A 13989-nucleotide genomic window follows, 5' to 3' on the forward strand; every position below is an offset into this window, starting at 1 on the left:
AGGGTGACCCAGTAGTAGGTTCGTATTCGGTAGCAAACTTGACGCCGAGGTTCACCCTCTCTCTAACCCTCCCCCGTCGAGGGGGAGAGGATCAAACCACTTCACCTTTCAAACGCGTTTGCACACAGTAAAACGCATTCTCACAATTCAGCGATGACGGCGCGCGGTAACTAAACACCAAACAATGACGGCTGCTCTGTTTTTCCCCTCTCCCTTGATGGGAGAGGGCCGGGGAGAGGGTGACCCAGCAGTAAGCTCGTATTCGGCAGCAAACTTGACGTCGAGGTTCACTCTCTCCCTAACCCTCCCCGTAAAGGGGAGGGGATCACGCAGCGTCCAGCAACGAGAGTGGGATCAAACAAGGTTTCTTCAATTAGTAGGCACTGAATTGAGTTGCCGTGCGAAATCGAATGCAAATAAAAACGGCAGCCATTGGCTGCCGTTTTTATTTGGCCCGAACTCGCGCGGGCCGTTTCGGAATGTTTACTGCACTTCACACAGGCAGTGGACATAGGCGTGGTTCGGGTCATTCATTTCCAGAATGCTCTTGGCTTGTTTGGCGGCGAGTTTGGCCTGCATCAGCAGCGGGCTTGGCAGCGCGCTGTGTGATTGCGTCAGCCAGCTTTCCGGCAACAATACCTGCGCATGTGAGGTGAAGCCCTTCAGCAGGGCCTGGCCCGGGGTCAGTGCTTTTTCAACGTAGCGCACGGTGTAATTGTCACCCAGCTTGGCGCGTTCGGCGGCGGCTTTGACTGCGTCATTGAAGGTGCCGAGTTTGTCGACGAGACCGCGTTCATGGGCATCGACGCCGGCCCAGACTTGACCCTGGCCAATCAGATCAATTTCCTCGCGGGTCTTCTTGCGGCCGTTGGCGACCAGCGTCAGGAAGCGTTCGTAACCGTTGTTGATCGCTTGCTGAATGATGGTGCCGAGCTCCGGGTTTAGCGGTCGGGCCAAATCAAAGGCACCAGCGAGTTTGGTGGTGCCAACGCCATCGCGGTGCACACCGTATTCATTGGCCAGTGATTCAACGGTCGGGAACATGCCAAAGATGCCGATCGAACCGGTGATGGTCCACGGGCTGGCGACGATTTCATCTGCAGTCGCACTGATCCAATAACCACCGGACGCGGCAACCGAGCTCATGCTGACCACAACCGGCTTGCCAGCTTTTTGGGTGGCTTCCAGTTCGCGTCGGATCACTTCCGATGCAAACGCCGACCCGCCGGGGCTGTCAACACGCAGTACGACAGCCTTGATGGAGTCGTCTTCACGGGCGTCGCGAATGAGTTGCGCAATGCTGTCACCGCCGCTCATCCCTGCCGGTGCTTCACCATCGACAATTTCGCCTTGCGCGACAATCACGCCGACGCTGGTTTCGCCCGGCAGTGACGGCCGATCAAACAGGCTGGCATAGGCAATGGCATCAACTTGCTTGAAGCTCTCGCCCTTGCGATCTTCACCGACCAATTCGCGCAGGTAATCTTCCCACTCGATGCGGCTCTTGAAGCCGTTGACCAAGCCGGCTGTCTGCGCCACTTTCGCCGTATCGCCTTGTTCGGCTTGCAGCAGCGTGGCCATGTTGTCGGCGTAAGCCTGAATCTGTTCCGGTTGCAGTTTGCGCGCTGCTGCGACGTCGGTTTTGTAACCGTTCCACAGCACGTTCAGCCATTTCTCGGCGTTGGCTTTGGCTTCTGGCGACATGTCGTCACGCAGGTAAGGTTCCACCGCCGACTTGTAGGTGCCGACCTTGAACACGTGCATCTTGACGCCAAAGCGCTCGAGCGCGCTCTTGAAGAAGGTGCGGGTGTGATTGAAGCCATCGATATCAATGGCGCCATAGCTGTCGAGATAGACTTCATCGGCTTGTGCGGCCAGGTAATAGCCGGCCTGACTGTACCAATCGCCACGGGCCAGCACTTTCTTGCCGGTCTTTTTGAATTCGGCAATGGCATCACGCAGTTCCACCAATTTGGACGGGCCGATGCCCATCAGATGGCTGGTATCGATGACCATGATCTTGATGCGGTCATCTTTCGCGCCCTGCTGGATGGCGGTCAGCAGATCGCGCAATTCGGTTTGCGGCGGCTTGTCGTCGGAGAGATCTTTCATCACCGCTTCAAACGGGCTCGGATTATCGGCCTGTTCGACCACAAAGCCTTCCGGTTTCAATACCAGAGCACTGCCAGCTTCCACGTGCGGGCCTTTGTCGGAGAACAGGGCAGACAACAGAATCAGCATGAACACGAGGAACAGCAGATTCACGAACGCCCGGCGGGCATTGTTGATAAAGCGCCAGCTGGCGATCAGCACACGCACCGGGAAGCTACGACGTTTTTCCATGACACTCTCAAGGCAGGTACGAACCGGGGCTGGCCATCATGGCCAGCCGCAAGGCGGCCAAGTTTAAGGACATCTGGCTGGCCCGGCCAGCAGGCCAGCGGCAAACCGGCCAAACGGACTGAAGACTGTCTTACAAGTCACTGAGGCATATCGATTTTTTCGGCGCGGCCAAGCCGCCCAGCATTTGTAAGCAGCTATTGCCCTGCCGGTGGCGCGGAAGGCTTGCTGCCAGCCGGCCGGCTCCCTACACTTGCCGGAACCTTTCAAATGGTCCGACGAGTCATGACTGCTGCTTACAACCACCTGCTGGCGCCACTGAATCTTGGCTTTTGTACGTTGCCGAACCGGGTTCTGATGGGTTCGATGCATACCGGTCTGGAAGAAGAGAAGGGCGGCTTCGAGAAAATGGCCGCTTTCTACGCCGAGCGGGCGCGTGGCGGGGTCAGCCTGATCGTCACCGGCGGCATCGCGCCGAATCTGGCCGGCCGTTTGGCGCCATTTGGTGCCCAGCTGAGCTGGCCCTGGCAGGTCGGCAAGCACCGCATCGTCACCGAGGCCGTGCATAAGGCCGGTGGTCGCATTGCGCTGCAGATACTCCACGGCGGCCGTTACAGCTATCACCCGCTGCAAGTCGCGCCGAGCAAAATCCAGTCGCCGATTACGCCGTTCAAGCCGTGGGCGCTGTCACGCCGTGGGGTCGAGAAGACCATCAAGGATTACGTCAATTGCGCCGCGCTGGCGCAGCGCGCCGGTTATGACGGTGTCGAAGTGATGGGCTCGGAAGGTTATCTCATCAATCAATTTCTCTGTTCGCGGACGAACAAACGCACCGACGAGTGGGGCGGCCCGTTTGAAAACCGGATGCGGTTCCCGGTCGAGATTGTCCGCCGGATGCGCGAGAAAGTTGGCCCGAACTTCATCATCATTTATCGCTTGTCGATGCTCGATCTGGTGCCGGATGGCCAGAGCTGGGACGAGGTCGTGCAACTGGCCAAAGCCATCGAAAAAGCGGGTGCGACGATCATCAACACCGGTATCGGCTGGCATGAAGCGCGGGTACCGACCATCGCCACCATGGTGCCGCGAGGTGCGTTTACCTGGGTCACCAAAAAGCTGAAAGGCGAGGTCAAGCTGCCGCTCGTCACCACCAACCGGATCAATACCCCGGAAGTGGCCGAAGAGATTTTGGCGCGCGGCGATGCCGACATGGTGTCAATGGCGCGGCCGTTGCTCGCCGATGCCGATTTTGTCCGCAAGGCGAGTCAGGGCAAGAGCGATGAAATCAACACCTGCATCGGTTGCAACCAGGCTTGCCTTGATCATGTGTTCTCACACAAGCGCGCCAGCTGTCTGGTCAATCCGCGCGCCGCCTATGAAACCGAACTGAACTTTGGTCGCGCGCAAAAGAAAAAGAAACTGGCGGTTGTCGGTGGTGGCGCGGCCGGCATGAGCTTTGCGACCTATGCCGCCGAACGTGGCCACGATGTCACGCTGATTGAAGCGGCGCAGGAGCTCGGCGGCCAGCTCAATATCGCCAAGCAGGTGCCGGGCAAGGAAGAGTTTTACGAAACGCTGCGCTATTTCAAACGCCGGCTGGAATTGACCGGCGTGGCCGTTTGCCTCGGTCAGCGCGCCAGTGCGGAACAATTGATCGCCAACGGATTTGATGAAGTCGTACTCGCCACTGGCGTGCTGCCACGCAAACCGGATATTCCGGGCATTGATCATCCGAAAGTGCTGAGTTATCCGGATGTGCTGCTGCACAAGAAACCGGTTGGGCAGAACGTGGCGATTATCGGAGCCGGCGGTATCGGCTTTGATATGGCCGAGTATCTGGTTGCGGATGAGGGCAAATCGCCGGATACCGAGCATTTTCTGAAAGAGTGGGGCGTCGATGCGGGTTACCAACATCGCGGTGCGGTGCTGCCAAAACCGGAGCCGCTGAAACCGGCACGGCAAGTGGTCATGTGCCAGCGCAAAGCGAGCAAGCCCGGTGCCGGCCTTGGCAAAACCACCGGCTGGATTCATCGCGCCAGTTTGAAAATGAATCAGGTGCAGATGTTGTCCGGCGTCAGTTACGAACGTATTGATGATCAAGGTCTGTGGATACGCGAAGGCGAGCAGGGGCCGGTTCGCTGTCTGGCGGTGGATCACATCATCAATTGCACCGGCCAGTTATCGCAACGGGAGTTGGTCGAGCCGCTGCGTGCGCATGGCGTTATCGTGCATGTGATCGGTGGTGCCGATGTGGCGTCGGAGCTGGATGCGAAGCGGGCGATTCGCCAGGGCGCCGAGCTCGCCGCCAGTATTTGAGTAGCGCCGCTGCCGGAACGTTTTGCGGCGTTCTTGGTGCAAAGAAAAAGCCCGGTCATGCCGGGCTTTTTCTTTGCTTGTTAATCCGGGTTCTTGTTGCCCCGACTTACTTGTTGATTCGGTTTACTTGTTTATCCGATCCAGCGCGCTGGCGTTGATTGTGGTTTTCGGTAGTGGCGCCAAATACCAGTAAGCAGTTTTGGGCACAAACGCTTCGGCGGGCGCCGCATCAATGCTCTGCAGTATCAGCTCTTTTTCGGCATCGGTCAGCGGTTGATAGCCACGCAGATAATGCCAGCCATAGCCCCAGCGGAAGGTGGTTGGCCAGAATGGTGATCCGCCGGTGCGCACACCGGCCAACATCAGTTTGGCAATGGCCGGTTCGCCGACGTCGGCCACGCATTCGGCCAACGCTTCGTCGGCTGCGCTACGGTCCTCGTAGGTGCCGCCGGCCCAATACGCCAGATCGTGGGCAACACAGCAGTCGCGCCACAATTGCTGATTTTTCAATGAACCATTTGGAAACGCGCTGCAACCATCGGTGGAAAAGGGACTCAGCTCGGCCGCGTTCGGTTCACTGCCGGAGGCTGGACGGTTAGCGGCAATCGGGTCAGCCGCAAAACCGTCCGTCACAATGCCGGCAACGGCAAAACCGATCAGCATCACGCCAAGCAATGCCGCGCTAAATCGCCATTTCATTTCGGCACATTCAATACGCGCAGTGGCATCCGATTGGCTTGTGCCGACTGGCGTTGGCCACGCAGCGCCAGCAGACCCAGCAGTGCCAGCAGGCTCAATTCAGTGGTGCTACCGCCACCACCGCCACCACCACCGCCGGATGACTTCGCCGCGGTGGTACTGGTGAACGTATCGGAAACGCCGCCGATGGTCAGGGTGGTGCTGATCGTGGTGCTGTAGGCGCTTGACGCGATATGACTCAGGCAAACCGTATCGCCATTGCTGATAGTGCTGGCGGTATTGATGAAGGTATTGGTGCAGCCAATGGAGTAGCCGCCGCTGCCCGACACGGTGATGGCGGCAGGTACCGTCAAGCCGCTGATGGTGATGGTGTTGGAGCGCACCGTGGCATTGCGAGAGAGCCCGGTTTGATCGGTGAAGCTGAATGCATCCGGTACGGCGTCCGCCGCTGCCGCCGTGGTGGTGGTGAAGTCATCGGAAACATTTCCAACGGTCAGTGTGCTGGTCTTGCTGGTATTCAGGGCATTGGCGCTGAGCTGCCGGATGCAGACGGTCTGGCCGTTGCTGATGCTGCCTGCAGTTGCGGTGAAGGTGCCATTGCAACCGATCGAGTACTCGCCATTGCTGGTGCTGATCGGTGTCGCAATGTCGATGCCGTTGATGGTCACGGTATTGGACGTGATCCAGCTGTTGACCGCCACCTCGACCTGATCGGTCAGCGTGAAAGCATCCGGAATGGTATCGACCACTTCGGTGTGGCTGACAAATGTCGCGACAACCGGCATGCCCTGCACGATATCGCCATTGAATTGGGTGCTAACACCACCGACAGTCAAGGTCGTTGTCTGGTCGGTATCACCGAGGCCGCTGGCGTTGTGCTGCAAGCGAATGGTGTCATCGTTTACTGCCCAACCAGCATCGGTGGTGAAGGCGCCGCCATTCAGGCTATAGCTGCCATTGCTGACCCGCACCGGCACTTGCACGCCGGCGCTGAGTCCGGTGATGGTTTGACTGTTCGAGGTCAGCAGCGTGTTGGGCACGACATCCAGTTGCGCACCAAAGCTGATGGCATCGGGTTCGGTATCCAGCACATCGGCCGGTGCCACCGATAGCCGAGCCAGCATATAAGAGTTGAACGCGTTGCCACCACCGGCATCGTTCAGCGCCCGACCCGCGAGCAGCAATTTGCCATCGCCCTGCAAGGCAATGGTATTGGGTCGCGCGGCGATCAAGCCAAACGTTTGCCGACTGATGCCGGTCGCGCCGCTGTCGAAGGTGGTGTCGAGTGCGCCGGCGCTGTCGAGGCGGGCAACGACGGCTTTGGTGGTAATCACGTTGATGTTGCCGCTCGGCAAGGTGACTTGTGCTTGCGAGCCGGCGACCAGAATGCGGCCGTCGGGCAACCGGGCCAGCTCACTGGCGTTGAAAATGCTGCGATTGGAACCCGCCTCCGGTGCGATCAGCGTCATCCCGCTGCTGCCGAAGCTGGTGTCGGTGCTGCCATTGTTGTTCAGCTTGAGCACGCCGAGCGAGGCGATATTGTCGGTGCTGTCATCGACGGTAGTGGCGATCAGCAAGCTGTTGTCTGGCTGAATCAAAATCTCGTCGCCGAAGTCGCGCAGACCGGTGCGCAGATCAATGCCACGCACGCCATCCGTGTCGAAGCTGGTATCGAGCGAGCCATCGGCATTGAGCCGCCCCGCGAGTACCTGCATGGTGGTGCTGGCACCGACGCTGCCGGTAAAGGCGAGTTTGCCGTTGGGGTAAAGATCAATGCCACTGATGCTGTCGTTGGCACTGCTGGAAAAAGCATACAGACGTGTGCCGTTGTTGCCGAAGCTGGTATCGAGCTCACCGGTGGCAGTCAATTGTGCGAAAAAGCTGTCAATGGCGCTACTTTGATTGCTGTCGCCCGCCACCACAATGCGGCCATCGGGCCGCAACACCATGCCAAACACTCTTTCGCTGGAGCCGGATTTTGCGATGACAGCCAAACCGTCACCGCCACCAAAATCGGTATCGCGGGTTCCGTCGGCATTGTAACGAACAACAAATATCTCACCGAGGTTTGAGGTCGAGGGATTGTAGGTGAAACCAGACACCACGATCTTGCCATCTGCCTGCACCAACACTTTCCAGCCAGCGTCGAAGATACCGGGTACCACATCATCAATGAGGTAACCGGTGCCGTTGAAGGTGGGGTCGAGCGCGCCGTTCTCGTTGAAACGGGCAACGAAGGTTTGAAACGGAGTCGTGCCATCCACCGGCGTACCGCCTTCACGATCACCCGTCACAACAATTTTGCCGTCGGCCTGAGTGGTGATTGAATTGATAATGACGAAGTAGTCCGTGCCACTGTCATCAAAAAAAGTTGCGGAATGGACGACCACGCCATCGCCATCAAAGCTGGTGTCCAGATCGGCACTGGCAGCGTGGCTGTGGCCGGAAAACGCCAGCGCACTGAGCGCAAACAGCGTCGGCAGAACCGGACGGATCGAGGGCAGGCGGGTCATGACAGCTACTCCTTCAGCTGGATACGACAGCTTTCTTGCTGGGCAGATTCGGGTTGGCGGCTTATGGCCGGCCGGTATATGCGGCGGCAGCCGCAGCAAACTGCAATGACGTTAACAAACTGCCCCCACAGGGTAAAGAACCGCCGGTCTGCCAAACGTGGCCTCGTACACTTTTATACAAAGGCCTGATGGTCGTCGCCGTGCAGCGACTCGCTTAGAATGAGCGCCTTCGCTGACCTGACGGCCACCACCATGCCGGAATACCTGGGCAATATCGAAAAAATGCGGGCCACACTGGCGGCGCCCGTGCAATACGCCTTGCCAATCGGCGATTTTCATTTGCCGATGAATGAGTTGATTGGCCAGCGCCTGACGCTGGTGCATACCGGCCGCATTTACTGCGTGGCCTGCGGCCGCTTGACCAAGAAGAGCTTCAATCAGGGCTATTGCTATCCCTGTTTCACCCGGCTGGCGCAATGTGACAGCTGCATCGTCAAACCGGAGCTTTGCCATTTTGCTGCCGGTACCTGCCGGGAACCGGAGTGGGGCATGTTGCACTGCATGATTCCGCACGTGGTCTATCTGGCCAACTCTTCCGGTTTGAAGGTGGGTATCACCCGCCACAATCAGGTGCCTACCCGCTGGCTGGATCAGGGCGCGACGCAGGCGTTGCCGATTCTCTCCGTACAGTCGCGCTACCAAAGCGGTTTGGCGGAAGTGATATTCAAGGATTTTGTCGCCGACAAAACCGATTGGCGGGCCATGCTGAAAGCTGAAGCGACACCAATGGATTTGCCCGCTCGCCGTGACGAGCTGCTCGGCAAAGTCCAGTCAGGATTGGCCAGCCTGCGCGAGCGCTTTGGCAGTGACGCGGTGGTCGAGTTGACGCGCGAGCCGATCAGCATCAGCTATCCGGTGCAGCAATACCCGACCAAAGTCAGTTCGTTTGATTTTGACAAGACGCCGGAAGTGACAGGCCTGCTGCAAGGGATCAAGGGCCAGTATCTGATCTTCGATACCGGTGTCATCAATCTGCGCAAATTTGGCGGCTATGAGTTGCGGGTTGTTGCCTGAAAGCGGTGCGCAAGGTGACTGCGAAGCTTGTTGAGTAAGGCCGTTGAGTAAGGCCGTTGGGTAAGAAGATCGTGTGAATGGCTTGCTTGAAACGGCAGCCATAATCGCTGGCATTCACAGGCGTTCTTGCCGCGGTGGTCGAACCGATGATCGACCACCGCGGCAATAGTCAGTGCGTTAGCGAACCGCCTTGCTGAAGCGGGCTTCGTTTTCCGCGAACGGGCCGGCATTGTTCAGCACTTTGGCGTTGGCAATGGCCTTCAGCCGATCAGCGGGCCGAGGATGGGTTTGCAGCAGCAGCGCCAGCGACGAATCTTCACTGCCGAGCGCTTCCAGTTTCTGCAGCACCGAGACAAACGCATACGGGTCGTAGCCGGCCTGCGCCATCAGCACAATGCCGTCTTTGTCCGCTTCGTATTCGTCGTCTTTGTCCAGCCCCCGTGCGTACAAGGCCTTGGTGGCGCCGAGCAGCTTGTCGGCAACCGCGCCTTTGGCGTCGGCATGCTGGCCGCCACTCTTGTTGATTTGCCGTTCACCGAGATAACCGAGCACATCGGTGGCGGCACCGAGCTGGTTGTTTTTTTGCACGGCTTTCAGATGATGCCGGTGATTGACGTGCTGCACTTCATGCGCTAACACACCGGCGAGTTCGGCTTCACTGTCCAGTTTGCGCAGCAGGCCGCGGGTGACAAAAACATAACCACCCGGTGCGGCAAAAGCATTGACGGTTTCATCTTTCAGCACGCCAAATTTCCACGGCAAGCCCGGACGCGGACTTTGCAGGCTGACCCAGCGGCCGACCTGATTGACGTAACGCTGCAAATTCACATCCGGGTCGAGTGCCGAGGCGCCGAGCAGGGTGCCGGCCATGTGGCCACCGAGAGCAATTTCATCAAGCTCATTCATTTCGCCGGAGTTCGACAGTTTTTCCGCTGCTGAGACAAACGGGTCGAGTTTGACATCGCCGATTTGCATGCCTTTGAGCGCGCCGCAGCCGGTCAGCGTGATCGCCGCCGCCGTGAGGATGACAAGACGCAGATTCATCGCTTACTCCTTGCCAACGGTGCGGCTGCTGACACCGCCTTGGGCGGCAAATTGGCGGGCGTCCGCATCGCTGACGGCGAACTGATCCAGCTTGGCCAGTTCGCGCGGATTTTCTTTTGCCTGTTTCAGATCTTCAGCGGTCAGACCGCGAATGCCGGTCGCGACCGTGGTGTCGGTGCGGCTGGTGCTGCCCAATTTGACCAAGGTATCGACGCCATTCTTGCCCGGTTTGCTGCTGCCACCGGCTAGCCGGACATGCAGCAGCCGGACCCAGCCTTTGCCCTGGCTGGTTTCGGCGGCGTACCAACCGCCTTGGCGGTCATTGATCTGCAGCATGCTGCCGGCTGGCAAACTCGCCACGGTTTCCGCTTTGGGTTCGGGCTTGGTTTTCAGATCGGTAGTGGTCACGGTTTGCGCCTGTTGCGCGGCGTTGACCACTGCGGGCAGACAACATGACAACGCGGCTATCAGCGCTGCCTTCAGCGCCATTCCAGCTCCAGCCTTGTTCATACGCAGCCTCTCATGTCGACCGTCTCCTTGGTTCATATACGACAACCGGTTCAGCCCGGCCCTTCACCTTATATTCGCCACACGCAATGAAGTCAAAAGCTTCACCGGTCGCGCGGGTTTGCGCCACACAGGCATCGCGTGTCGATTGTGAAACCAGCACGCGGGCGACGCCTTTGGTCAGGCCTTCCATGCGGCTGGCCAGATTCACGGTATCGCCTATGGCGGTGTATTCGTACCGTTGTTCCGAACCGAGCATGCCCACCACTGCCGGGCCGGTGTGCACGCCGATGCCGATGTCAAAATCGGTCAGGCCTTTTTCACTGACGAAGCGTTGCAGTTCATCGCACATGTCGAGCGCTGCCGCGACCGCATGGTAAGCATGGCGCTCGTCATCGAGCGGAGCACCCCAGAACGCCATGATGGCGTCGCCGATGAATTTGTCGAGCGTGCCCTGATGCCGAAAAATGCAGGCGACCTGCTGACTGAAATAATCGTTCAGCAAGGACATGATGACTGGCGCCGGCTGTTTCTCCGACAAGGTGGTGAAGCCGCGGATGTCAGAGAACAGCACCGTGATATCGCAGTGGCGCGCGGCCAGACTGGCATCGGTCAGTCCATCACGAGCCAATTGCTCGACCACATTGGGATCAAGAAAACGGCCGAACAGATCCAGTGCCTCGGTGCGGGCATCGCGCTCACGCAAATAGCGCATCAACGCGCCCGACATCAGCAGCAATAACGCCGCCAGCAGCGGAGTGACGACGGCAATTAAAACGCCACTGCGAATGGCCAGCACACTCAGCAGTATCAGCAGTGCGGCGGCGGCCACGGCTTGCATGGTCGTGCTGGACAACGAGGTGTTGCTGCGGATGCGCCAAAACAGCCAGAGCAACAACACGCTGCCGTAACCGAGTTGCCACCAGGCCGAGTAGGCGAGCTCCTGGTGATTCTTGATGTTGTCCAGGGTAATCGCCAGCATGTAGAGCGCCGGGTACTGGGCACTGACCGCGGTCGGCCGCAGATCGTGATTGCCGGACGCCGTCGAACCAATGAAGACGACCTTGTCGCGAAAGCGATCATCGGCATCCGCGTTGAGCGCCTTGGCGAATACATCGGCGTAGGAATAGGTCGGGTAGGGCGGTTTGCGCGCACGCCAATCCAGCCGCAGCGTTGCCTGACCCGGCAAGGCATAGCCCAAATCGCGGGCAACTACGGCCGGCAGCGAATAGAACCGCCAGCCATTGATGTCGCGATACAGCGAATAGCGGCGGGCAACACCGTCGGCATCAGGAACAAAATTGATCAGGCCGAGCCGCCAGTGTTCCGGTTTGCCAATGGCCGGCAGAATGAGTTGAGCTTTTGCATTCGGGTCGGCCTGTGCTGTGCGCTCGATGGCGGCCAGTGGCGGATAACTGTCCAGCCGCCGATCAAGCTGCGGGGTCAGGCTGTTCTGCAACAGCGTCGGCATGTAAACGTTGTCGTGGCTGGCCAGCGTTTCCGCGAAATAATCATCGAGTTCGCCACGGAATTTGTCGCGCTCGCTGAACCAGATGTCGAACACGATTTTCTTCGCGCCCTGATCAGTCAGCCAGTTGACCAATTCCGCGTGGACGCCGCGTGCCCATGGCCAGGAACCGTTGTCCGGCTCCATTGCGGTCATGCTGTAATCATCGATATCGATGACCACAATCGACGGATCCGGCAATTGCTGCTCGGCACGCAGGCGGGTCAGCGCATCCAGCCAGAGAAAATCCAGCCGTTGCAGCGGCACGGCAACGCTGCCCAGCAACAGCAGCAACAGTGTCAGCGCGAGTGCCAGCAGCAGGCTGCGATTTTGCAGGCGATTGCGGCGCGTGATCATGTGCGCACCGGGGCGATGAGGTGATCGGGCTGGTGGCCGAAGTAGTGGCCGAGGTAGCGACCGAGGCTGTGGCCGGGTTCGTGATCGAAGCCGTGACCGAAGGTCAGCGCAGCAAGCAGCAAATCATCCATGAGGCACGACGGACCGTCGTCGGAGAGGTACTGACAGCATACCGGCCGGTGGCGAAAGCGCAACCGGCCGGTATGCTGATATCAGAATGCCGGATATCAGAACGCTTGATAACTGTCGGTGCTGATATCCACTTGTTTGACTTCACCGTATTTGCCGGCAATACCGCCGATGTCGGCGGCGTTGCCAATCAGGACGAATTGCAGTTTGTCCTGCGGCAAATGCTGGCGGGCGAGCTGGTTGGCTCGCTCGACGGTCAGGCCTTCGACATCGGCCAGGAAGCGGTCGAACTGGGCTTTGCTCATGTGGTTGTGATGCAGCACGGTCAGGGCTTCCGCCAGATCGGCGGCGGTTTCAAATTTCGGCGGATACAGACCTTTGACATAGGCCTTGGCCGAGGCCAGCGTGGCATCGTCGATGCCCTGGGTCCACAGACGCTGATAAGTTTTCAGCGCCAGATCGATGGCCTTCTCGGTATTCGCCTTGGCGGTAAAGGTGGTGATGTTGAACAGGCCGCCACCGCGCAGCGCTTGCAGCTGGCTGCGGGCACCATAGGTCAAGCCGGAGTTCACCCGCAGCTCATCGTTGAGCCAGGAGGTGAAGCGGCCACCGAGGATGGTGTTGACGACCGTCAGCGCGTTGTAATCCGGATGATTGCGGGCCACACCGGCACCACCGATATAAAGCGTCGTTTCAATCGCATCGGGTTTGTTGACCAGCACCACGCGGGCTTTGTCGACCGCGACCGGCACCGCAGCCGGTTCTTCGGTTTTGCCGGCCGCGTTGCCGCGCCAGCTGGAAAACGCCTGCGCGATGCGCTTTTTCATGGCCTTGGCATCGTAATCGCCGACGACGATCAAGGCGCTGCCTTGCGGCACATAATGCTGGCGATAGAAGCGCTCGATGGCATCGCGGTCGAGTGCCTTGACGCTCGATTGCAAGCCGGATACCGGATTTGCGTAGACCGAATCGCGATACATCAGTTGCTGAAAATAATTGCCGATGACCTGGCGCGGGCTTTGCCGCATCAGCTCCAGTTCCTGCAGACGGCGATCGCGTTTCTTGTTGAACTCGTCGGCCGGAAAGCTCGGTTGCAGTAGCGCATCGACCAGCATCGGCAGCAGCGTATCGGTATCCTGATTGACGAACTCTGCGGTGATGCCGGCCGTTTCCAGATCAGCGTTGGCGGTCACGCTGGCGCCCCGCAAATCGAAGGCTTTTTCCAGTTGTTCCTTGCTGTAGCGTTTGCTGCCGAGCAGCAGGCTTTCTGCGGTCAGCAGGGCGATGCCGTAGGCGTCGCCATCGGCGATGGCGCCGGCCGGCAGATCCAGCCGGACATGCACCAGCGGCACTTCCTTTTGCGGCATCAGATAGACCGTCAGGCCGTTGTCGAGTTGGTAGCGCTCGAATGCCGGCAGCTCAAAGTCAGCGTTGGCAGCGCCAGAAAGCGTGCCGGCGAAAACGCCGAACGCTGCGGCCAGCAGGGTTGTCAGCTTGTTCATG

At 59.0% G+C, this 13989-nt stretch carries 10 protein-coding genes; 2 read left to right on the forward strand and 8 right to left on the reverse strand.

The genetic code is table 11. The features are described from left to right. Positions 1-483: 483 nt before the first annotated feature. Positions 484-2343 carry a signal peptide peptidase SppA gene (gene sppA, locus HPT27_RS11240; protein ID WP_172243193.1) on the reverse strand — a complete coding sequence of 620 codons (1860 nt, stop codon included), beginning with the start codon at positions 2341-2343 and terminating at the stop codon, positions 484-486. Positions 2344-2625: 282 nt separating this feature from the next. Here sppA and HPT27_RS11245 point away from each other — a divergent pair, with 282 nt between their 5' ends. Continuing rightward, positions 2626-4656 (forward strand): FAD-dependent oxidoreductase, encoded by a 2031-nt coding sequence (locus HPT27_RS11245; RefSeq protein ID WP_172243196.1) that lies wholly within the window; start codon positions 2626-2628, stop codon positions 4654-4656. A gap of 123 nt (positions 4657-4779) precedes the next feature. Here HPT27_RS11245 and HPT27_RS19080 read toward each other — a convergent pair whose 3' ends face one another. Further along, a complete protein-coding gene (locus HPT27_RS19080) occupies positions 4780-5355 on the reverse strand; it encodes a hypothetical protein (RefSeq protein WP_211197933.1) in 576 nt (191 codons plus the stop codon). Beyond that, positions 5352-7868, reverse strand: coding sequence for an NHL repeat-containing protein (locus HPT27_RS11255; protein ID WP_172243200.1), 2517 nt, complete (start codon positions 7866-7868; stop codon positions 5352-5354). The genes HPT27_RS19080 and HPT27_RS11255 overlap by 4 nt, the downstream gene beginning before the upstream one ends. A gap of 219 nt (positions 7869-8087) precedes the next feature. On the opposite strand from HPT27_RS11255, the gene HPT27_RS11260 reads away from it, so the two are divergent. Further along, positions 8088-8942, forward strand: a complete 855-nt coding sequence (locus HPT27_RS11260) for a DUF2797 domain-containing protein (RefSeq protein ID WP_407951127.1) — start codon at positions 8088-8090, stop codon at positions 8940-8942. Between the two features lie 177 nt (positions 8943-9119). Here HPT27_RS11260 and HPT27_RS11265 read toward each other — a convergent pair whose 3' ends face one another. The 5 genes from HPT27_RS11265 to HPT27_RS11280 form a co-directional block, all read right to left on the reverse strand. Further along, positions 9120-9986, reverse strand: a complete 867-nt coding sequence (locus HPT27_RS11265; RefSeq protein ID WP_172243202.1) for a M48 family metalloprotease — start codon at positions 9984-9986, stop codon at positions 9120-9122. 3 nt (positions 9987-9989) lie between these two features. Then, on the reverse strand, positions 9990-10475 hold the full coding sequence (locus HPT27_RS11270; protein ID WP_172243204.1) for an SH3 domain-containing protein: 486 nt from the start codon (positions 10473-10475) through the stop codon (positions 9990-9992). A gap of 31 nt (positions 10476-10506) precedes the next feature. After that, positions 10507-12357, reverse strand: coding sequence for an adenylate/guanylate cyclase domain-containing protein (locus HPT27_RS11275; RefSeq protein WP_172243206.1), 1851 nt, complete (start codon positions 12355-12357; stop codon positions 10507-10509). Next, positions 12354-12488: a hypothetical protein gene (locus HPT27_RS19480; RefSeq protein WP_268935742.1), complete on the reverse strand. Its 135-nt coding sequence runs from the start codon at positions 12486-12488 to the stop codon at positions 12354-12356. Before HPT27_RS19480 ends, HPT27_RS11275 begins: the two co-directional genes overlap by 4 nt. Positions 12489-12584: 96 nt before the next feature. Continuing rightward, positions 12585-13988, reverse strand: coding sequence for a M16 family metallopeptidase (locus HPT27_RS11280; RefSeq protein ID WP_172243208.1), 1404 nt, complete (start codon positions 13986-13988; stop codon positions 12585-12587). Between the last annotated feature and the right edge of the window lies 1 nt (position 13989).

Source organism: Permianibacter fluminis (assembly GCF_013179735.1).
Classification (GTDB): domain Bacteria; phylum Pseudomonadota; class Gammaproteobacteria; order Enterobacterales; family Permianibacteraceae; genus Permianibacter; species Permianibacter fluminis.

Coding starts and splice junctions, on each gene's coding strand:
- sppA (WP_172243193.1), bottom strand. CDS start 2,343: ATGGAAAAACGTCGTAGCTTCCCGGTGCGTGTGCTGATCGCCAGCTGG.
- HPT27_RS11245 (WP_172243196.1), top strand. CDS start 2,626: ATGACTGCTGCTTACAACCACCTGCTGGCGCCACTGAATCTTGGCTTT.
- HPT27_RS19080 (WP_211197933.1), bottom strand. CDS start 5,355: ATGAAATGGCGATTTAGCGCGGCATTGCTTGGCGTGATGCTGATCGGT.
- HPT27_RS11255 (WP_172243200.1), bottom strand. CDS start 7,868: ATGACCCGCCTGCCCTCGATCCGTCCGGTTCTGCCGACGCTGTTTGCG.
- HPT27_RS11260 (WP_407951127.1), top strand. CDS start 8,088: ATGAGCGCCTTCGCTGACCTGACGGCCACCACCATGCCGGAATACCTG.
- HPT27_RS11265 (WP_172243202.1), bottom strand. CDS start 9,986: ATGAATCTGCGTCTTGTCATCCTCACGGCGGCGGCGATCACGCTGACC.
- HPT27_RS11270 (WP_172243204.1), bottom strand. CDS start 10,475: ATGGCGCTGAAGGCAGCGCTGATAGCCGCGTTGTCATGTTGTCTGCCC.
- HPT27_RS11275 (WP_172243206.1), bottom strand. CDS start 12,357: ATGATCACGCGCCGCAATCGCCTGCAAAATCGCAGCCTGCTGCTGGCA.
- HPT27_RS19480 (WP_268935742.1), bottom strand. CDS start 12,488: ATGGATGATTTGCTGCTTGCTGCGCTGACCTTCGGTCACGGCTTCGAT.
- HPT27_RS11280 (WP_172243208.1), bottom strand. CDS start 13,988: ATGAACAAGCTGACAACCCTGCTGGCCGCAGCGTTCGGCGTTTTCGCC.